The following is a 20,319-nucleotide window of genomic DNA, read 5'->3' on the forward strand; positions in this document are numbered from 1 at the left end:
CTGCAAAAGTATAAGTGTAGCCTTTATTGATACAAAACGAGTGCTTTATCGGCTTGTGCGGTATTTTTATAGCTAAGCGCTGCTTGCTGAGCAAATTGCTTTTTGTTTTCGATATTCAAGGCTTTATCAAAAACCTTTGCGGCTAACTCATAATCGCCTTGGGCATTAGCTAAACACGCAAGCGAGAGTAATAATGCGTTGTTTGCATCATCTTTTTTCAGGCGCTCTTGAATACTACTTTGAAGCTTTACAGCCTCTGCCGAGGTGGCGTTACTTAATATATTAGCCAGCTGAGCATGTTGCTCGTCGTGCTTCACCATTTTAATTAAGTCACTTTCAATCGCACTTAACTGACCCACTTTAGCCATTTGCATTAAGTAAGCTGTATTAGCATGAGCTTGTAGCTTTTTAGGAAGTTGTTTATATTTTTCAGTGATTTTATCGCTAGCTTGTGCATTAAAATAGGCATTAAACAGCTGTGTCCACTGCGCATCGTTAAGGACTTTTTTACGAAGTAAACGCGGTAAAAAGTCTTCAAGTGCACTAAAGTGCTGTTGCTGTACAAGTATTTCGGCGTATAGCTTAAGCTCAAGTGGTGTCGCTTTTTTTGAATCGCTGTTAGCACGCATTTGTGATTCTATTGCGCTGCTATCGCCACTGGCTATCCAAAGTTTAGCAACGTTAAGTTGCTGCTCTGGGCTAATTTCAAATAAACGCTCTAGAGCTTTGTCGGTTTGGTTATTAGCAAGCGCTGCTTTTGCTAATAGCGCTAAGCGTATATCTTCAAACTTACTGGGTACACTATTACCTGATAACGTTTGCTCAACAAGCTCGTAATCATCGTTTATCGCACTCCATAAGGCTTGCTCTATAGCTGCTTGCTTTCGCTCTTCGCTACGCGCAAAAAATCCATGTTTAGTATTATGATAAATCGACAATAAATAGCGCACTAATTTGTAAGTTAAAAACAAAATTGTTGCACTAATTACCGCCATAATACAAAACGATACAATCGTGCCTTCAATCGTGGTGTTGTTAAACGAGATCAGCACATAGCCTTTTTCATCCAGTACAAATGGCGTAATCGCTAAAACTAAAACAATCGCAACAATTAATACTATAAGCCCTATCATTGCGCCCACTCCTTAACCTGCTGCGTACTTTGTAGGTTTACTTCAGGGTTAAAGTTTAATGGCTCTTTTTCTAGGCTAGTTAGTGCATTTATAACCACTTTTGTCGTCTCGTCATCTTGTTTAAAGTACTCATTAACAAGACGCTTTGCCTCACTTATGGCACTAAAATAAATGCTCGCTTGTTTGCTCATTAATGCATCTTGAGCTTGCGTCACATTTAATTTAATACGTTGATTAATTAAGTGGCGCTCCTGATCGGTTAGCAGTGGCTCTATAGCAACCCCTTCGTGCTGGCGAATAGTAATAAAGCTATCAACTAGCTTATTCCAGCTATTACTTAGGTTTTGCTGCCAATCGCTTACATCTTCACTCAAGGCATTTTTTTCAATTTCTGTTGCTTCTTGCGGTATGTTAACGGCATTAAATGCAAGGTTATCTATGTTTGATAACACGCTATTAAGCTTTAAGTAAATGGCTTCTGTTGGGATAGGTTTTAAGCTATCTAGTGTTTGAATGTCTTGTGTTATTGCTTGGCGAACTGCAACAGTACCTGGGTGTTCACTCAATAAGGCATCTAAGCGTTTAAGTACAGCGCTGGCACCTTGGTAATCTTTTTCAGCCCACAGTTTAAACTCAGCCATACGTTGTAAGCTGGTTACTTCTTGCGGGTTTAGTGAAGCGCCTTGCTGCTGAGCTTGTTGCAATGCTGCTTTTAATTGTTGCTGGTTACTCTCTGCACTTTCATTAAGCGCAGCTGCCACTTTTTGCTCACTATTGAACAATGCTTGCTGAAGATTAGATTGCGCAGACTTGAGCGCCTGTAACTCTTGTGACAATAACGCGTTTTCTTCTTTTAGTTCATTAACAGCTACATTTTGGGCTTTACCTGCATTGAGTTTTTGGTAAAACTCATACCCCACACCACAGGCAACAATAAGCGAAATGATCAGCGCTAATACCGCTAATTTACTTATTTTTTGCTTATCGTTATGTGGTTTACTGTGTGCTTTAGCTGCCTCTTTTTTTTGTGCAGAGGCCGCTGCCTTAGTGGTTGGTGTGTTATCTGCCGTTACTGGCTTTGACTGTTCGCTCATCTTGCTACCTTGCTGTTTTATGCAGGAAAACATAGCGGTATCGCTTGCCCCTGCGGCAATGTGTATATTAGCCGAGCTTACCTGTTGCTGTTGTAAATAAGCGGCTATACGCTCGCTAGCAACATAAAATCGGCACTGTTGTAACCACTGTAACTGTTGTTCAGTCAGGTTATTAAATATTGCATCAACTGCTGCATTACTGGTTATGACTATACCTTGTACTTTCAGGCTTTGCCAGTGGTCTGTCCAGTTGGTTTTTACAGCGCTTATTGGCTCGCGCTTGTATACCACACAGTTATTTAAAAATGCCCCACGCGCCTTTAAGGTTTTGGCAATATCTGGGCGCCCCGCTTGGCCTTTTACTAATACAATATTGCTACCATCAACCTCAGCTAACGAGTTTAGCGCCAATAACCCTTCAGAATCATGTAGTTTAGGCACTGCTGCTCGCACGCCAAATAACGCGTAAATAGTATCTGCAGTTTGCTGCCCTACTGCGTAAAATTGTGCTTTGGTATTTATTGTTGGCTTTAATTGCGCAAGGGCAGTAACGGCATCTTGAGAGATAAAAATAATTTTATCGGCATTAATTAACGGGCTTAGCTCGGTAGTAGAAGGCGTAAGGTAGGATATTTTTAAAACAGGAAATAATGACGCCTGATAACCCGCTTGCTCAAGTTGCTGAGCAAGGGCTGCGCCTTTTCCTTCGGGCCGAGTTATCAGGATATGTGTCATTTATGCGTCTCTATATACTTCTGCTAATATTTTGTCGGCGCCTTGCGCTAATAACTTTTTAGCAAGCTGCACACCGATAGCTTCTGCATCATTTATATGACCGGTTACTTCGTCATGTAAAATTTCACTACCATCTACTGCGCCCACGAGGCCGCGTAAATGCACTTGCTCGCCATCAACTAATGCGTAGGCACCAATTGGTACTTGGCAGCCACCTTCTAAATGACGATTCATAGCACGCTCTGCATTTACACGAATACGTGTTTGGGTATGCTCAAGTGGGGCCAGTAAGGCTTTTGTTACTTCATCGTCAATACGACATTCAATGCCGACAGCACCTTGGCCGTTAGCAGGTAGAGATACCTCAGGCTCAATATAATCAGCAATACGCTCGTCCATTTTTAAACGTAGCAGTCCGGCTGCAGCTAAAATAATCGCATCGTACTGGCCATCATCTAGCTTAGCTAAACGAGTATTAACATTACCACGTAAGTCTTTAATGACTAAATCAGGGCGCAAAGCTCTAATTTGGCACTGACGACGAAGGCTAGAAGTACCGACTACAGCGCCTTGTGGTAATTCGCTTAAATTGGCAAAATTATTTGATACAAACGCGTCGCGCGGGTCTTCACGCTCACAAATTGTGTGCAGTGCTAAGCCTTCTGGAAATTCTACGGGTACATCTTTCATTGAATGCACTGCTATATCCGCGCGGCCATCTAACATTGCTTGCTCAAGCTCTTTAACAAACAAGCCTTTACCACCAATTTTAGCAAGCGGTGTATCTAAAATAATATCCCCTTGAGTAGACATAGGGACTAATTCTACGCGCACATCAGTATGAAAATGCTCAAGCTGTGCTTTTACAAATTCAGCCTGCCAAAGCGCTAAAGCACTTTTACGGGTTGCAATGCGTACTAACTTTGTTTTTTCTGTCATAGGGGTATCCAAATAGTTACAGCTAATAGCCAAGCTTAATTAGCTAAAATTCTAAATTCTTTTTGAGCAATTAAATTACCTTGCTCATCAACAACATCTACACGCCAATGGCCTGTTTGTGTATTCATAATATTTTTGGTTGAGTACGTTCTGTAGCGCGGCGAGGTAACATTAAGTGAAATCTCAGCCATGGTTTCACCCTCATAAGACCATACATGCTTTACTTGTTGGCCTTGTAGGTTTTTAAGCTCACTAAAAAACGAAAGCGCCTCTTCAAACTGATTTAAGCGAATATCTGCAGCAAATACATTAGTGGGCTCGCGCTTACTTACTTTGCGAGTAAGCACTGCACGGCTAATTTTACCTGTATCAATTTGTGCGCCTAACGCAACACTGGCAATGTGCGCATTAGATGAAAAACCTTCACTGCTAGTTAGCGAGCCGTCGTCGTTTTCAATATCTGGAAGCAGTTCACTGGGTGATGCGCTTAACTGCGTACTATTAAGCGGCTGATTAGCGATAGGCTCAGCGAGTTCAGTATCTGATTGCTCAATAACAGAAACTTGATTGCTTTGAACGTTAGCAATTGGCTCTCTATTCGTTTGCTCATTATTGCTTTGCGCTAACGAAGTATTATTAACGCTTTCACCTTCAAGCACAGCTGGCGCAACATCTGCTATATCATTTGTAAGCTCATTTGGGCGCGCTTGCTCGTCATTTACACTCACCGTGGGCTCAACATTATCTGCTGTGTTGTCGCTTAAAGGTGAATACGGCGATTGCTCATTAGGTTGCTCGCCCTGCTCGGCATTTACTGAGCTAGTTAAGCCATACACAACCGCTGCCGAGGTCATTGCTACCAACATAGAAACACTCGCAATACGACGCCAATGCCACTCGTAGCTTACATTAGGTACACTATTTTGTGGTTCGCGTTTTACATTTGCTTTAATAACTATTTTTTGACTCATATTGACCTCAGCGGCTCCAAATTAGCTTAAACGGGCAATTAACCATTGGCGAATAGCTTGCAGTTCTTCTGCGCAAACCTGATGAGCCATAGGGTATTCTTGCCAGCTTACATCCATGTTCTGTGCTGTTAATACTTCAAACGCACTTCTACCCGCGCTATGCGGCACTACATTATCTTGGCTACCATGAGCCATAAATACATTTAAATCAGTATGCTTTGCTTCTTGCGCTAGCTTTTCAGGCACGCACATATAAGTAGACAGCGCCATAACACCTGCAAGTTTGTGCTCAAATCGCGGCGCTAAATGTAAAGACACCACGCCCCCTTGCGAAAAGCCCGCCAAAATAATTTTATCGGCAGGTATACCATTTTCAATTTCTTGATTGATCAGGGCTTGCACTTTTTCGGCTGAATCTCTCACGCCTTGTTCATCGGCACGTTTGTCTAATTCTATAGATTTAATGTCGTACCACGAGCGCATTTCCATGCCACCATTTATGGTGACCGGTTGAATAGGCGCATGCGGAAAAATAAATCGTATACCAAGCTCACTGGGTAAGTTAAGTTGCGGTGCAACCGGTGCAAAGCCATCGCCCGAGTCGCCTAAACCATGTAACCAAATAACAGTGGCTTTGTGCTCACCTTGCGCTGGATATTGTGCAAACTCTAAACTCATAAGCTTGATTGCCACTTAATTTCTTGGCCAGCTTGGCGAGTAGACGCTTGGTTCATAAACTCCCAAAACTCTGCGCCAGAGCGGTTATCAATCCACTGGCCGTCACGCATTTCAAAATGGTGGCCATTAAATTTAGTCGCAACCCACACTTGATGCAAAGGCGCTTGTTTGTTAATTACAATTTTACTTTTATCAGGGAAAATTATTTCTAAAATACCCTCTGCCGATTCGTAATCTAAATCTGCTTCGCAATCATCAACTTGCTCTTCAATTGTGAACATAAGAGCTTCGGCTAATTGGTGATATTCGTGTTCAGTCATTGTAATTTTCCTTTGCAGGCGAGCTGCCTAATATTGGGTACGGTTTATATACAGCTAGTGTAACAGGAATAAAATCATCCGCGAATAGCTGCATTTTTTAGATATTCTGTTACTCTGCGATTATAAAGCCAGCAACCGTATTAATCTAATGAAAGCGACACATACCTTACAATTAAAACGACTATATATAAGTACTTTACTGCTAAGTGCATTAGCTGGCTGCGGCCAAAGCGGGCCTTTGTATTTACCAGAGCAACAGGCTGAGCAAAACACACCCCCTAATACAGCACAGCCAACGCCCGTAAAAAAAACCAACACAGAGCAAGTGCAGGAGCAATAAATGGATTATTTTAACTATCAAAACAATCAATTATTTGCCGAAGATGTCAGCATTGCCACAATTGCTCAGCACTATGGTACGCCGTGTTATGTGTACTCGCGTGCTACTTTTGAGCGCCATTATTTAGCCTTTGCAAATGCCACTAACAATCATAAAAGCTTGGTGTGCTACGCAGTTAAAGCCAATTCTAATATTGCAGTATTAAATATATTAGCGCGTTTAGGCTCAGGGTTTGACATAGTGTCTAAAGGTGAGCTGGCGCGTGTGATAAAAGCTGGCGGTGATGCCAGTAAAGTGGTGTTTTCAGGAGTGGCTAAAACCGCCGACGAAATTGCTTATGCACTAAAGTTAGGCATTAAATGTTTTAACGTTGAATCGGCCTCAGAGCTTGAGCGTATTTCTGAGGTAGCGTGCGAGTTAAATTTAGAAGCCCCTATTTCTATTCGTGTAAACCCTGATATAGATGCTAAAACACACCCGTATATTTCTACCGGTTTAAAAGAAAACAAGTTTGGTATCGATATTCAAACGGCTGTGAGCGTTTATCAGCATGCGGCATCTTTACCAGGTCTAAAAGTAACCGGCGTAGATTGCCACATAGGCTCGCAATTAACAGAGGTTAAACCTTTTTTAGAAGCGCTTGATAAGCTAATGGCATTAATAGATGAGCTTAAAGCAAATGGTATTGAGCTTACTCATTTAGATATTGGCGGCGGATTAGGCGTTCCTTACAATGATGAACAGCCACCCCACCCAAGTGAATATGCTGCGCAAGTTACCGAACGCTTAGCCAATTACAAACACCTTGAACTTATTTTTGAGCCAGGGCGCGCTATAGCCGCTAATGCTGGAATTTTAGTTACACAGGTTGAATTTATTAAGCAAAACCAAGATAAATTTTTTGCCATTGTCGATGCGGGTATGAACGACATGCTTCGCCCTTCGCTTTATCAGGCATGGCAAAAAATCATTCCTGTATCGGTGCGCGATGACGACACCCCAACACATAACTTTGATATTGTGGGCCCAGTGTGCGAAACCGGCGACTTTTTAGGAAAAGACCGCGAACTAGCCCTTAAACAAGGCGACTTATTGGCGCAGCGAAGTGCTGGTGCCTATGGTTTTACAATGAGTTCAAACTACAACTCTCGCCCACGCGTGGCCGAAATAATGGTAGATGGTGAGCAACACCACCTTATTCGCCAACGCGAAACCATCGAGAGCCTTTATCAAGGTGAGAAAATTTTACCATAAACGTTTTTGTTAAGGCGCTGCTCTGTGGCATGATTAGCGCAGAGCAAACCCGAATTAGAGCGCTATGTTAGTTAATTTTTCCAAAATGCACGGCTTAGGCAACGACTTTGTTGTAATTGATAACATTACACAAAATGTATTTTTGTCTCGCGATCAAATCAAAAAACTGGCTGATCGCCACTTTGGTATTGGCTTTGACCAATTACTTATGGTTGAAGCCCCTTACTCCCCTGATCTCGACTTCCATTACCGTATATTTAATGCCGATGGCAATGAAGTAGAACAATGCGGAAATGGCGCACGCTGTTTTGCCCGCTTTGTCCGCATGAAAGGCTTAACTAACAAGCACAAAATTAGTGTCTCGACTAAGTCGGGCAACCTCACGCTATACATAGAAAAAGACGGGCAAGTGACGGTAAACATGGGCCATCCTAATTTTGAGCCTGCTAAAATCCCGCTTAAAGCCAGCAAGCGAGAACTAACTTATATAATAAGAGCTCAAGAGCACACTGTATTTAGTGGCGCTGTGTCTATGGGTAACCCGCATTGCGTGTTAGAAGTTGACGATATAGCTACCGCACAAGTTGAGGTGCTTGGTCCGCTGCTTGAAAACCACGAACGTTTTCCAAATCGTGCCAATATTGGCTTTATGCAAGTGGTATCGCAAGATCATATTAAACTTAGAGTGTGGGAACGCGGCGTTAGTGAAACCCTAGCGTGTGGCACGGGTGCCTGCGCAGCAATGGTAATTGGCCACATTCAAAGCAAACTTAACACCACGGTACAAGTTGATTTACCCGGCGGCACATTACAAGTACGTTGGAGCGGCGAAGGCCACCCTGTCCGCATGACCGGCCCAGCCGAGCATGTATTTGATGGGCAAGTTGCCTTATGAGCGAGCTAACAAAAGAGCAAGTCGCTGAGTATTTAGCGCGCCACCCTGATTTTTTAATAGAGCAGCCAGAGCTGCTTGCACAACTTGAGTTACATCACAAAACGCAAGGCGCCACCTCGCTTGTGCACATACAACAGCGCCAATTGCGCGAGCACAATACTCAGTTAAAAAATCAAATACACAGTATGAGCGAACACGCTACGCAAAATGAGCTAGTGTATCGCTTGTTTAGCCAATGCCACCGCCAACTGTGGACAAACTACGACTTTAATACGCTTGCCGCAAATTTGCGCAATATTATTTGTACCAGCCCACACATTAGCGAGTGTAGGTTGGTTAAATACAACAACACTTTAGATGGGCTTATTGAGCACCGCCTTAGCCAATTTGGGCACTACTTAGGACGCGTTAATCAGCAAGAGCGTGAGCTATTATTTTGCGAAAACACGCAATCATCTGCTATTTATCTTATTGGTTGCGCTGAAAAACCCGTCGCTATATTGGCCTTTGGCAGCCATGATGAAAACCATTTTGAACCCGCACAAGATAACCTATTCGTGCTTGATTTTGTTCATGCATTGCAACTTAGGCTGTTGGAATTGGCATGAGCGACGAGACGCCTAACACTGAGCAATTAAGTGAGCATTGGCGTACACCCATTCATTTATTTAGTGACTATTTAAAGTACGAAAGACAGTACTCAGAGCACACTGTAAATCAGTATGTTAGCCAACTAAACTTTGCTGCCCTGTATTTTAGTAAATTATGTGATGACTGGTTTGGCGTACAAGGCGAGCATATTCGCCGCTACAGCATGGCGCTTCGTTCAAAGCAATTAAGTGGGCGCACTATTAGTTTAAAATTAAGCTGCATTCGTAGTTTGTATAAATTTTTAAAAGCCAAAAACATCGCTCAGCACGCGCATTATCATAACCCGGCACAAGGCATTAAAGGGCCTAAATTTTCTAAGCCTTTACCTAAAAATCTCGATGTAGATCAGATGGCAAGCCTACTAGAGATTAACGATGACGACCCATTAGCCATACGAGACAAAGCTATGATGGAGCTTATGTACTCATCAGGACTGCGCATTAGCGAGTTAGTTGGCACCAACTTACGCGATATAAACGCCGCAAGCGGCGAAATATTAGTCAAAGGTAAAGGTAACAAAGAGCGCCTCATTCCCGTGGGTCGCAAAGCGCTCACAGCGTTAAAAAATTGGCTCAACATACGAGGGCAATTTGCAAAGCCTGACGAAATGGCGGTGTTTTTAAGCAGTAAAAAAAATCGTATTTCGGTTCGCCAAGTTCGCTTACGCATGCAAGAGTGGGGAATAAAACAAGGCATTAGCTCACAAGTGCACCCGCATAAACTTCGCCACTCGTTTGCCTCTCATATTTTAGAATCATCTGGCGATTTACGCGCTGTGCAAGAATTATTAGGGCACAGTAGTTTATCGGCTACGCAAGTATATACGCATTTAGATTTTCAGCATTTAGCAAAAGTGTACGACAACACGCATCCGCGCGCTAAAAAACAAACCGATTAGGAATGTAATTATGATCCGATTTAATCGTGCTCCTCGCCCTTTTTCAGTTATGAGCTTTGACTTAGACGACACCCTGTATAACAACCACCCCATAATAAAAGCCGCGGTTAAAGCCCAGCAAGATTATTTAAACGCGCTACCCAGCTACTTACAACAAGGCCCAAAATACTGGCAACAATGCCGCAACGAGGCTGTATTACAGTTACCAGAGCTTGCTGATAATGTAACTAAATGGCGCCAACATACGCTTCGCTTAGCTCTTTCAAAGCTAGATTTAAATGAGCAAGAGGTAGAGCATCATGCCGATGCTGCCTATAACGCTTTTGCCGATGCGCGCAGTAAAATAGTGGTAACTGACGACGTACTAAAGCTGCTAGATAACTTAGCCCAGCACTTTACGCTGGTTGCAATAACCAATGGCAATGTTGAAATTGAGCGCTTTAACTTACGCGATAAATTTGCGCTAGTATTGCAAGCTGGTATGCACGGTAAAGCCAAACCCCACGGTACACTGTTTGATAAAGCCGCCGCGCACTTAAACGTGGCTAAAAGTGAAATTTTACATATTGGCGATAGCCTAGATACCGACGTACAAGGCGCTAATAATGCAGGCTGCCAATCGGTTTGGTTAAACGACCAAGGCGCGGCTTATCACTACAAAGGCCTTGCCGATGTTGAAATTGCGAATATTCATGCCTTAGCGCACTTTATCAAATAGCCTAAATAGAACGAAGAGGTTGCAATGAGCCATTATACCAAGCTAATTACCTTGCTATTAATAGGCTCACTTGGCCTAAACGCTTACTTATTGTGGCCACAAAAACAGCCTGTAGTTGGCACACACAAAATCCACAGCGGCAAGAGCATCAAAGCGCCAAAAAGTAACCTGCTCAGCCAAGCTCAACAGCAATTTACACAACACAAATTTGATGATGCTGTAAATACGTATCAGCAACTAAATCTAAGCGCTCCAAAAAAAGCACATACTTTATACGCTTCGTGGGTAGCACAACTAAAGCAATGGCTAAACACAAACCTACCGCTTAGCCAGTCATTGTTAAATGCACTTTTAAATAAAGACCCTTACAATACCGAGTTACTCACTTTACACGTAGATTACCTAGTAAAAAGCGGGCAGCGGCAAAACGCAATTATTGCGCTATTTGAGCTCTACCCATTATTAAATAAGCACCAACAAGGTCCTGTAGATAGGCGCCTTGTGCATTTAACGACTAACGAACTGCATAGTTTGAGTGAGCAGCAAAATTGGCAAACAATTAGTGAACAAACTCAAATTTGGCTGGACTATCAAAACGACAATAGCCATTTTTTATACGCACTCGCTCATGCTTATTATCAACTAGAGGACTTTATTAGCGCCTTAACAACTATTGAGCGCATGCCACCAAATCACCCACTACAAGCCGAAGTAACAGCCTTACACGCAATGATAGAGAAAGCTCAATCGCAAGATGACTTTATTGCACTTACCCCCTACGGCGCACATTACTTAATTAGCACCGAGCTAAATAGCTCAATTAAAACAGAGCTAATGATAGATACCGGCGCAAGTATTACTTCTCTTTCGAGTGACGTGCTTAACCAACTTTCACCCCGACCACTGTATTTAGGCGATGTAACCGTAAACACGGCGAATGGGCAAATTAGAGTAAAACGCTACCAAATTGAGTCGTTTAAAGTAGGGGTGCAAACTATTTACGGTTTTGAAGTGCTCAGTATTGAAAACACCCGCGGCCAAGGTTTGTTAGGAATGAACTTTTTATCTAGATATAAATTTAATATAAATCAACAAACAGATGAGTTAGAGTTGAGTGCTAAATAAACAAAAAATAATAAAAGGAAGTTTATGCGTACTCTACTATTTACACTACTTTGTTTTTGGCAATGTACTGCTCAGGCAACAAATTATTTTGTAAAAGACAAAAGTTGTGAGGCTATTTCACCCGAAATAGAAATAAGCCTTAGCGCTACACTGAGAGATTTAGATAACCATCAAAGAAAAAGACAAAACCTTAGACAAAAAGCGCTGAATAAGTATAGCGAACAGTACAATCAACAGCATGAGCAACTATATGTAGAGGAACGCTTTACTACAAATAGCAGCCACTCTGCTGAAACTCCTACAATAAGCAGAGCCCAAAAAAAATTACATTACCTTATTAAGCTCACCCCCTCAAAAAACTGCAATCAACAAGTCGCTATGACTAGCGAGCTATTTATTTCTGGAGTGCACAAGCACAGCCTCTCAAATACCATTGAGGGGAATGCAATTGATGTCACTTTAGACATAAACAGTTCCCCTAAGTTTACTCAATTTAACAACCCCCTCATCACCCCCACTAACTTTTTTGGACTCCAATTTGGCAGTAGCTATGAGCAGGTATTAGCGTCTCTCGGACTTGCTAGTTTATCGCTAAGCGATAACAATAACGCAATACTTGTATATGGAAGAAATCATGCTTTTCACTTTAAAAACAATGTATTTATAGGTTATCAGTTCCATGAAACGCTACTACCTATGGTGATAAATAATGAGCTTTCTTTGGCAAATGAAAAATTACAAATAAGCACCGGTACAGATCAGGCTATTTTCTTAGATACAGATTTAACCCAACCAGCAATTAATAAATTAAAAAACAGTTTTGATGAAGTGGAAACCGCATCTTATAAAGTATCTATTAACAAGTCAGAGCAAAGAGTTGTTGGTATATCGCACGGTGAATTAGTTGAACATATAAAGAGCAACACTCAATGCTATAACGGCACAATATTGGCCGATGAATACTTAAAAAAACACAAAAATAGTAAAACGCTTAAAGTAGTTAATGAAAATCATGACAATATAATCATTACTCCTTGTTATGAGTTTATATATGAAGGCAACGGCTACATTTCTAAATTAAAGCTTGTGGAGCCCTTTTCAACCGCTAAAATTAAGCTCGCTGCATTAGCTGGCTATATTAACCAAAGTACACAGTGGAACTTATCAGGCGTAAAATACAACGACCCTGTTGCAAGCCTTGCTAAGTTAGGCGATTACGACGAGTTCTTTGACTCAGCAGAATTTACTTCTCAACACTGGGATGGTTATTTTTATATTTATGACGGAAAGCTTTTAAGTGCAGAGCTTACAAGCAACGACTATTAATTTTTCTCTTTGAATCTTCTGTTAGAAAAGGACAAACATGTTATTAAACGATTTTTTACAGCAACTTGCAGACAACCCTAAAAGCATACAATTTAGCGATACCATGGCGGTAATAGAAGCTAATTACGATTTTACCGCGTGTGGATTTAATAACCACGGCTTACTTAGCTCTGCAAGCGAGAACAACGGCTCATGTAAAATTTTTGCATTTGCTAAATTAAACGATTTAAGCAAGCAAAATACATTGGATTGCTTTGGTAAGTTTTACCGCGAAGACGTACTACAAAACCCTAAAGGCGATGATCACATGAACATTCGCACGTTTATGTTAGCGCCAGAAGCGACTCCATTTTTAGGCCTGAGCTTTGATGGTGAGCCACTAAAAGAGAAATAACACTAAGCTGCTAAATTAAAGCGTTTTTTCCATAAAGTAACGCGTACCAGATCGCGGATAGTTGTTAAGCTGATACTTAACCACGTATCCGCGCTTTTCATAAAAAGGCTTGGCCTGAAAATCAAGCGTATCGAGCTGAGCGGTCGTTGCACCTAGTTCAGCAGCTGATTGTTCAAGTGCCGTTAGTAACTTATCTGCAAGCCCTTGACCTCGCGCTACATCGCTACACCAAAGCCAACTAATCATCAGCCAATTTCCAAACACACACCCACTAATACCTGCAACAAGCTCACCTTGCTCATCAACAAATTTATAGCCTAATGGCACTCTTTGCGCATCAAAGTGCTGTGCGTTAAATTCAACTATTTTAGTGCGAAGCGCTGAGTTTAACGCATCGGTATTATCTGCTTTTAATTGATACATGTACCGCCCTTAAAGAAGCAGATACTAGCAAACAAACTTAATTAAAAAAGGTTATTTTTTCCATAAGGTACTTCTAGCAAATTGCTGCTTGTTTTTTCGGGTTGGCCGCACATTTCATCGTAAGCGCTAGTGTGTCGCAGTACCATTTCGGCATAGGCTATTTTTTCAAAACGTTTTTGAATATGCAGCGGGCTGAGCGCTTTAACAAACTCGCCATTTTCTTCAGTAACGTAATACTCTACGTTATTTATAATGACAGACACCTGATAGAGCGCCATTTCAAGGGAGTGCGCGACCACTTTTTGTAATGGTTCGTGCCTTTTTAACTCAGAAAATTTCATACCCATAACAATCGCCTTTTAATAAAAAGTAACTTTACAGATACGCACCTTTGCTATAATCGCGATCAAATTATTACATCACTGCCTTTTAAGCTTATGAGCAATAAAATTCGACTCGCTAAATACATTGCTCACGCTGGTGTGTGCTCACGAAAACAAGCATCGCGCTTAATAGATGATGGGAGAGTAACGGTAAATAATCGCCCAGCGAATCATATTGATCACGTTAATGAGCAAGACGACGTAATAGTTAATGGCCAAGCAGTAAAAGGGGCTGCCGATTTGGTTTATTTTGCGTACCACAAGCCTGTAGGTATTGACTGCAAATTAAATGAAAATGACCCTGCCAGCCTTATTCACCATTTACCTACCCTCACTCGGGTTTACCCCATTGGCCGATTAGATAAAGACTCTCGTGGCTTGCTTATTTTGACCAACGACGGAGATTTTTGTAATCAACTTATTCACCCTGACTTCCACCAGCCCAAACGTTATTTAGTCACGGTAGATAAACCTATTAATAACGCGTTTTGCGAAAAAATGGCCGCAGGAATCCCCGTCGATAAACAAGTAACCTTACCGTGTGAAGTAACAAAAATAGCTGACAACCAGTTTAGTATTATTTTAAAGCAAGGGCTTAACAGACAAATACGTAAAATGGCGCATTACTGCGGCTTTAAAGTAATTGATTTATTTAGAGTGCAATTTAGCGAACTCGCTCTCTCAAACCTAAACCTACCTGAAAACCACTATATACAAATTAATAAAACAGATATTTCAAAAATCTAATACCAAGTCGCTTAATTACATCATAAAAAGTTAAAAAATAACCTTGCAAAAATAGATTACAGGTGTAGTCTTAACTTAAAGATTACATTTGTAGGCAATAAAATGATTGAGTTATCAAAAGCAGAATTCGACGTGCTTGATGCGCTTTGGATTAATTACCCAGCAACCGCCAGCCAAATTATTGAGCGCTTAAGCGATGACAAACAATGGCACGAAAAAACCATTAAAACCCTACTGGGTCGATTAGTTAAAAAAGGCGCACTGACCTTTGAAAAAGACGGCCGCCAATATATTTATACTCCTTGTATGGAGCGCGCCGACTACACATTAAAAGAAAGCAAAAACTTTATTGAGCGCTTTTTTAGTGGCCGCATAGCGCCGCTGGTAAGCGGGTTTGCTAAATCAGAGCAGCTTTCGCAGCAAGATATAAACGAGCTAAAAAAGGTCATTGATGACTGGGAAAAAAACCAAAAGTAAGGAGTGGCTATGGATATTCAAACCCTGTTTAACTGGTTACTAGAGCAGCAATTATTACTCAGCATAATGCTTGGCGGGTTTATTATATGTGAGCGTTTTAGTTTAAGGCTGCTTGGCCCAGGCTTTGTGTATAAATTAGTATGCCTAATCCCGGTATCGTTACTGGTTGCAAACTTACCAAGTAACATTAAGCCACTACAAAATAGCGCCATTAGCCATTATTTAATAACGCCTAACCAGCCCCTTATTAATAACTTAGGCCTAAATTGGGCCGTGCTTTATGTAGTGGTTAGCCTAGTGCTGTTTAGCATAGCGTTTGTTGTGCATATTCGCTTTATAAAAAACCTGCAGCTCAATTATTTAATTAATAGCGAACACACTCTAACCTCACACATTAAAACCTATACCAGTAACCATATTGCATCGCCAATGGTGGTAGGTATTTTGCAAAGTAAGCTCATACTGCCTAGTAATTACAAAACCCAGTTTGATAAAGCCATTTTGGCACTTATTTTAGAGCATGAGGCTGTGCACATAAAACGCAAAGATAACCTAATAAATGCCCTGCTGTTACTGACTACTATTTTAATGTGGTTTAACCCGCTCGCCTGGATGGCTTACGCAAGCTTTAGACGCTTGCAGGAGCTAACTTGTGATCAGCGGGTACTTGCCAATAAAACCACACACCAACACATTTTATACAGCAAAGCCTTAGTTAACTGCGCGGCAGCAACGCCCGCAGGCCTAATGGCTTATTCACACTACGGAGATAAAAAAACCATGTTACAACGACTTACCAATATAAAGCACAGTGGCAATCACTCTCGCCTAGCCAAAGGTGGCTTACTGCTAATAGCAACAAGCATGCTTAGCGGTTTAGCCATTGCAAAACAGCCCCAAACTGAAATAACGAAAAAGGATCATATTTCACCAACAATACGCATTGAACCTGCCTACCCAGCCCAAGCCGCTAAGCAAGGCATTAGCGGCTCGGTTGTATTAAAGTACGATATAGCCGCCAATGGCAGAACAAAAAACATTAGTGTCATTCAATCTAAGCCGTCAGACGTTTTTGATAAATCAGCTAAAGAAGCGCTGGCAAAGTGGGAGTATAAAATCTCTGAGTCAGGCTTTAATGATGTACTTGTACAGCTCGATTTTGCTATAAACAGCGAGGTTGCTAATACCGATTTAATAGAGCGAATTAAAGTATCGCATTAAGGCTAATGAGTGATGCAAGAGCACAAAGCAAGCGCCCTTTTAGGCCGCTTGCTTTGTGGTTTTAACAATAAAATTAAATACTCACTACAATCATGGCAATGGCAGTGCCTAAGCCAATAAACCATACAAGCGTACGTATAATATCTAAGTTCAACCAATAAAAAATGCAATACAAAGTACGCGAAACTATATGAGTAACCGCCAAGGTTTCGGTTACTGCATTTACCGAGTTAGTTCCCAGTACCACCGCAATAGCAACAGCAAAAACAGCGAGTGATTCAAAACAATTTTGATGAGCAGCGAGCGTTCGCGCACCAAAGCCCGTTAATTTTGCTTGTTGAGAGCGCGGGTGTTTATTATCGTATCGACCAAGCTTTGCCATTGCAATGGCCACTGGTATTTTTGCAAAATAAGGCATTAATACAGCAAGTAATGCGCATACTACTAATGTTGTCATAATTTATTCTCTTATTTTAAAACCTAGTTATTTAACCAATACATATAACACACATACACAAAAAAGCCGCCAACACGTTTTATGACATACGCAGGCGGCTAAACAATAACATCATACTTACTATAGCTAAGTTTACCTATAAAGCAGTGCGGCATAATGTCGCAGGTGATGAATATTCACTATCACCCTTAATGCATCGCATTAATAACTAAAGATTGTTAACTTATAGACCTTATTTTTTACCGACGACCCCTATGACCTGGATCTTTTTCACTTTTTTAGCCGCCTTTATGCAAGCATGGCGAAATGCCCTACAAAGTAAATTAAGCGCACATGCAAGTGTGGCTGGCGTAACCCTTTCGCGCTTTATTTTAGCCGGCCCTATTGCTGCAGTGTATTTGTATGGTCTTTATCAATATAAAGACACAGCCATGCCTACGTTTAATAATGCCTTTTGGGGGTTTGTTATTGGCGCAAGTGTTATGCAAATACTCGCCACCGGCTTAATGGTAAAACTGTTTAAAATGAATAATTACGCCATAGGTGCAGGGCTTGCTAAAAGTGAGGCATTAGTAGCGGCTATTTTAGGGGTATTGTTTTTTGGTTCTGCGCTCAGCCTTCTTGGTTGGCTGGGTGTATTTTTAGGCGCTATTGCGGTGCTTTTACTTAGCGGCATAACCAGCGTAAAACACTTTGATGCTAAAACAGCGTTACTTGGCCTTGCCTGTGGTACCAGCTTTGCCCTTACATCGCTGTGGGTGCGTGAAGCGAGCTTAAATTCAGGGTTATTGTTTCCACACTCAGCTGCATGGGTTTTACTGTTTGTAATAAGCCTACAAACGCTTATATTACTTGGCTATTTATTACTAAAAGAGCCACACACTGTTGGCAAACTTTGGCAATATAAAGGCACCACTGCCGCAATTAGTACTTTTAGCTGTATAGGCTCTATTGGCTGGTTTAGCGCGATGAGTTTACAGCACGTAGCGTATGTTAAAACGCTTGGTCAGGTGGAGGTATTTTTTACCATACTAATTGCTGTACTTTGGCTCAAACAGCCACTTAAAAAGCAAGATACTGCGGGCTTAATACTTATAGCCATTGCCGCTATTTTAGTAATGCTGCCAAATTGAGAACATAAAAAAGCGCAGGCTTTTAAACCTGCGCTACTATAGGCTGCTAATAACGTTTAAAGCGAGTATTAAGCGCTCTTTTTAAGAGCTAATTTTTAGCGTTATCACACCGCAAATAATCATGAGTACACCAGCAATACGGCCAAACGTGGCTGCATCACCGTAAAGTAATATACCCACTAAAAACGTACCCGCAGCACCTATTCCGGTCCATACGGCGTAGGAAGTCCCCATTGATATTTGCTTTTGTGCAAGCCACAACATAAAACCACTGGCTGTTAAAAATGCAATGGCCATTACTATACCCTGCCAGCGTGTGTCGGGATTTTGTGAAATTTTTAAACCAATTGGCCAGCCTATTTCAAGCAAGCCGGCAATGACTAAATAAACCCATGCCATTAAACATCTCTCTTTTTCAAAATTACGTCGTATAAATCTTCGCGGCGATCTTTTAAATTGCGCACCGTACCTTCGCTATGAAGAATTTTTAGCTTATCCATATCAAGGTCGCTGAATAGTAACATTTCAGTATTAGGTGTGGCTTCATTTAATGTTGCATCGTGCGGAAAAGAAAAGTCAGACGGGGTCAAAACTGCCGATTGCGAGTACTGTACGTCTAGGCTTTCTACCTCAGGTAAGTTACCCACTGAGCCTGCAATAACCACATAACATTCGTTTTCGATTGCGCGCGCTTGCGCACAGTGACGAACCCGTAAATAACTATTTTTAGTATCGGTCCAAAACGGCACAAAGAGTATATCAAGCCCCTGCTTGGCTAATATGCGCGAAAGCTCTGGAAACTCTACATCGTAACAAATTTGAATACCTACACGCCCAGCATCGGTGTCAAACACGGCAATTTTGTCACCGCCTTGAATCACCCAATCATTTTGCTCATGCGGGGTTATATGTATTTTTCGCTGCTCGTCTATTTTACCGCTACGGTGGCATAAGTAACTTACGTTATAAATTTTATCGTCTTCGGCAAGCGGCATAGAGCCGGTAATAATATTGGCGTTATATTCTATTGCCATACGCGACATCGCGTTTTTAAATGTTTCGGTATATTCGGCTAAATAGCGGATAGCTTCGGTTTGATTATTCTGATCGCCTAAGCCCATAAGTGGCGCGTTAAAAAATTCCGGAAATAATATAAAATCGCTTTTGTAGTCAGATACCGTATCTACAAAGTATTCTACCTGCTTGAGCATTTCGTCAACCGACTCTACACAGCGCATTTGCCATTGCACCGCACCAATACGCACTATCGATTTAGTTGATTCGAGCACGGTGTCGGTTGGCTCGTACATTATGTTATTCCACTCAAGCAAGGTGGCGTAACCTACAGACTCTTGATCCTCCGGCAGGTACTTTTTAAGTAACCGTTTTACCTGAAAGTCGTTAGAGAGCTGAAAACTTAAAATTGGGTCGTAAAGCTCTTTTTGGTCAACCTTTTCAATGTATTCCATTGGCGTCATTTCACTACTGTGATTGTAATAACGCGGAATACGGCCACCGGCTAAAATAGCACGTAAGTTATATTGGCGGCACAGCTCTTTACGGGCATCGTATAATCTGCGCCCTAAGCGCATGCCTCGGTGGGTTTCGCTAATTGCTACATCTAAACCGTATAGTGCATCGCCATCGGAGTCACTAAATACCCGGTCGTGCCCATCGGCTATGTCTTCGTATGTGTGAGGATTTGAAAAACGCGCGTAGTCTACTTGCACGCTTAGTGCTAAGCCCACCAGCACGCCATCATCTACAATGCCTATTTGCCCTTCAGGGAACTGATCTATCAATCTAAAAATAGTATGGCTTGGCCACGCGCCACCTAAATCAGGATAAGCCTGATCCATCAAGGTTTTAATTTGCGGATACTGCTCTTTTGTTAAGTTACAAATTTCTAGGTGGGTTTTTTCTGCCGACATACACAACTCCTTTGGGCATAATAAAATAAAAGCCGAATGTACGCTAAAGTACACTCAGCTTTGTATCATGTTTTTT

General features: G+C 41.6%; 24 protein-coding genes. 13 read left to right on the forward strand and 11 right to left on the reverse strand.

Going from position 1 to position 20,319, the window contains the following annotated elements; genetic code table 11:
* Positions 1-23: 23 nt before the first annotated feature.
* From B2R65_RS18125 to cyaY, 6 genes are read right to left on the reverse strand one after another with little or no spacing between them, the layout of a single operon-like run.
* The gene (locus B2R65_RS18125; protein ID WP_024032065.1) at positions 24-1,133 is read right to left on the reverse strand and encodes a heme biosynthesis HemY N-terminal domain-containing protein; all 1,110 of its coding nucleotides are present in this window, start codon (positions 1,131-1,133) and stop codon (positions 24-26) included.
* On the reverse strand, positions 1,130-2,962 hold the full coding sequence (locus tag B2R65_RS18130; protein ID WP_286744997.1) for a uroporphyrinogen-III synthase: 1,833 nt from the start codon (positions 2,960-2,962) through the stop codon (positions 1,130-1,132). Before B2R65_RS18130 ends, B2R65_RS18125 begins: the two co-directional genes overlap by 4 nt.
* Positions 2,963-3,901, reverse strand: coding sequence for a hydroxymethylbilane synthase (gene hemC / locus B2R65_RS18135; protein ID WP_138611374.1), 939 nt, complete (start codon positions 3,899-3,901; stop codon positions 2,963-2,965).
* 35 nt (positions 3,902-3,936) lie between these two features.
* Positions 3,937-4,872: a DUF2914 domain-containing protein gene (locus tag B2R65_RS18140; protein WP_138611373.1), complete on the reverse strand. Its 936-nt coding sequence runs from the start codon at positions 4,870-4,872 to the stop codon at positions 3,937-3,939.
* A gap of 21 nt (positions 4,873-4,893) precedes the next feature.
* The gene (locus B2R65_RS18145) at positions 4,894-5,550 is read right to left on the reverse strand and encodes an alpha/beta hydrolase (protein WP_138611372.1); all 657 of its coding nucleotides are present in this window, start codon (positions 5,548-5,550) and stop codon (positions 4,894-4,896) included.
* Positions 5,547-5,870 carry an iron donor protein CyaY gene (gene cyaY / locus B2R65_RS18150; RefSeq protein ID WP_004588977.1) on the reverse strand — a complete coding sequence of 108 codons (324 nt, stop codon included), beginning with the start codon at positions 5,868-5,870 and terminating at the stop codon, positions 5,547-5,549. The genes B2R65_RS18145 and cyaY overlap by 4 nt, the downstream gene beginning before the upstream one ends.
* 148 nt (positions 5,871-6,018) lie before the next feature.
* Here cyaY and lptM point away from each other — a divergent pair, with 148 nt between their 5' ends.
* The 9 genes from lptM (at position 6,019) to B2R65_RS18195 (ending at position 13,471) form a co-directional block, all read left to right on the forward strand.
* On the forward strand, positions 6,019-6,210 hold the full coding sequence (lptM, locus tag B2R65_RS18155; RefSeq protein WP_004588978.1) for an LPS translocon maturation chaperone LptM: 192 nt from the start codon (positions 6,019-6,021) through the stop codon (positions 6,208-6,210).
* Positions 6,211-7,464, forward strand: coding sequence for a diaminopimelate decarboxylase (gene lysA / locus B2R65_RS18160; RefSeq protein ID WP_138611371.1), 1,254 nt, complete (start codon positions 6,211-6,213; stop codon positions 7,462-7,464).
* Positions 7,465-7,528: 64 nt separating this feature from the next.
* Positions 7,529-8,359, forward strand: coding sequence for a diaminopimelate epimerase (dapF, locus tag B2R65_RS18165; RefSeq protein WP_004588980.1), 831 nt, complete (start codon positions 7,529-7,531; stop codon positions 8,357-8,359).
* Positions 8,356-8,967: a DUF484 family protein gene (locus B2R65_RS18170; protein WP_024032071.1), complete on the forward strand. Its 612-nt coding sequence runs from the start codon at positions 8,356-8,358 to the stop codon at positions 8,965-8,967. Before dapF ends, B2R65_RS18170 begins: the two co-directional genes overlap by 4 nt.
* Positions 8,964-9,908, forward strand: a complete 945-nt coding sequence (locus B2R65_RS18175; RefSeq protein ID WP_004588982.1) for a tyrosine recombinase XerC — start codon at positions 8,964-8,966, stop codon at positions 9,906-9,908. Before B2R65_RS18170 ends, B2R65_RS18175 begins: the two co-directional genes overlap by 4 nt.
* 10 nt (positions 9,909-9,918) lie before the next feature.
* Positions 9,919-10,626, forward strand: a complete 708-nt coding sequence (locus B2R65_RS18180) for an HAD-IA family hydrolase (protein ID WP_004588983.1) — start codon at positions 9,919-9,921, stop codon at positions 10,624-10,626.
* 24 nt (positions 10,627-10,650) lie between these two features.
* Positions 10,651-11,751, forward strand: coding sequence for a retroviral-like aspartic protease family protein (locus tag B2R65_RS18185; protein WP_286745007.1), 1,101 nt, complete (start codon positions 10,651-10,653; stop codon positions 11,749-11,751).
* 24 nt (positions 11,752-11,775) lie between these two features.
* Positions 11,776-13,077 (forward strand): hypothetical protein, encoded by a 1,302-nt coding sequence (locus B2R65_RS18190; protein WP_286745009.1) that lies wholly within the window; start codon positions 11,776-11,778, stop codon positions 13,075-13,077.
* A gap of 37 nt (positions 13,078-13,114) precedes the next feature.
* Positions 13,115-13,471, forward strand: coding sequence for a HopJ type III effector protein (locus B2R65_RS18195; RefSeq protein ID WP_029773753.1), 357 nt, complete (start codon positions 13,115-13,117; stop codon positions 13,469-13,471).
* A 15-nt stretch (positions 13,472-13,486) separates the two neighbouring features.
* On the opposite strand, the gene B2R65_RS18200 is transcribed toward B2R65_RS18195, so the two are convergent.
* Positions 13,487-13,894: a GNAT family N-acetyltransferase gene (locus tag B2R65_RS18200; RefSeq protein ID WP_024032077.1), complete on the reverse strand. Its 408-nt coding sequence runs from the start codon at positions 13,892-13,894 to the stop codon at positions 13,487-13,489.
* Between the two features lie 41 nt (positions 13,895-13,935).
* Positions 13,936-14,241, reverse strand: coding sequence for a DUF6482 family protein (locus tag B2R65_RS18205; protein WP_024032078.1), 306 nt, complete (start codon positions 14,239-14,241; stop codon positions 13,936-13,938).
* A gap of 90 nt (positions 14,242-14,331) precedes the next feature.
* Between B2R65_RS18205 and B2R65_RS18210 the strand changes: the two genes are divergently transcribed.
* From B2R65_RS18210 to B2R65_RS18220, 3 genes are all read left to right on the forward strand, one after another.
* Positions 14,332-15,024: a pseudouridine synthase gene (locus B2R65_RS18210; protein WP_286745014.1), complete on the forward strand. Its 693-nt coding sequence runs from the start codon at positions 14,332-14,334 to the stop codon at positions 15,022-15,024.
* A gap of 102 nt (positions 15,025-15,126) precedes the next feature.
* On the forward strand, positions 15,127-15,501 hold the full coding sequence (locus B2R65_RS18215; protein ID WP_004588989.1) for a BlaI/MecI/CopY family transcriptional regulator: 375 nt from the start codon (positions 15,127-15,129) through the stop codon (positions 15,499-15,501).
* A 9-nt stretch (positions 15,502-15,510) separates the two neighbouring features.
* Positions 15,511-16,722: a M56 family metallopeptidase gene (locus B2R65_RS18220; RefSeq protein WP_286745018.1), complete on the forward strand. Its 1,212-nt coding sequence runs from the start codon at positions 15,511-15,513 to the stop codon at positions 16,720-16,722.
* 73 nt (positions 16,723-16,795) lie between these two features.
* On the opposite strand, the gene B2R65_RS18225 is transcribed toward B2R65_RS18220, so the two are convergent.
* The gene (locus B2R65_RS18225) at positions 16,796-17,179 is read right to left on the reverse strand and encodes an MAPEG family protein (protein ID WP_286745020.1); all 384 of its coding nucleotides are present in this window, start codon (positions 17,177-17,179) and stop codon (positions 16,796-16,798) included.
* 254 nt (positions 17,180-17,433) lie between these two features.
* On the opposite strand from B2R65_RS18225, the gene B2R65_RS18230 reads away from it, so the two are divergent.
* Positions 17,434-18,312, forward strand: a complete 879-nt coding sequence (locus B2R65_RS18230; RefSeq protein WP_286745022.1) for a DMT family transporter — start codon at positions 17,434-17,436, stop codon at positions 18,310-18,312.
* An 81-nt stretch (positions 18,313-18,393) separates the two neighbouring features.
* On the opposite strand, the gene B2R65_RS18235 is transcribed toward B2R65_RS18230, so the two are convergent.
* Together B2R65_RS18235 and B2R65_RS18240 are read right to left on the reverse strand one after the other, a co-directional pair.
* Positions 18,394-18,711 (reverse strand): DMT family transporter, encoded by a 318-nt coding sequence (locus B2R65_RS18235; protein WP_004588993.1) that lies wholly within the window; start codon positions 18,709-18,711, stop codon positions 18,394-18,396.
* Positions 18,711-20,243: a bifunctional GNAT family N-acetyltransferase/carbon-nitrogen hydrolase family protein gene (locus tag B2R65_RS18240; protein ID WP_029773759.1), complete on the reverse strand. Its 1,533-nt coding sequence runs from the start codon at positions 20,241-20,243 to the stop codon at positions 18,711-18,713. The genes B2R65_RS18235 and B2R65_RS18240 overlap by 1 nt, the downstream gene beginning before the upstream one ends.
* Positions 20,244-20,319: the final 76 nt, after the last annotated feature.

This window comes from Pseudoalteromonas sp. UBA2102, assembly GCF_002331165.1.
Lineage (GTDB): Bacteria > Pseudomonadota > Gammaproteobacteria > Enterobacterales > Alteromonadaceae > Pseudoalteromonas > Pseudoalteromonas atlantica.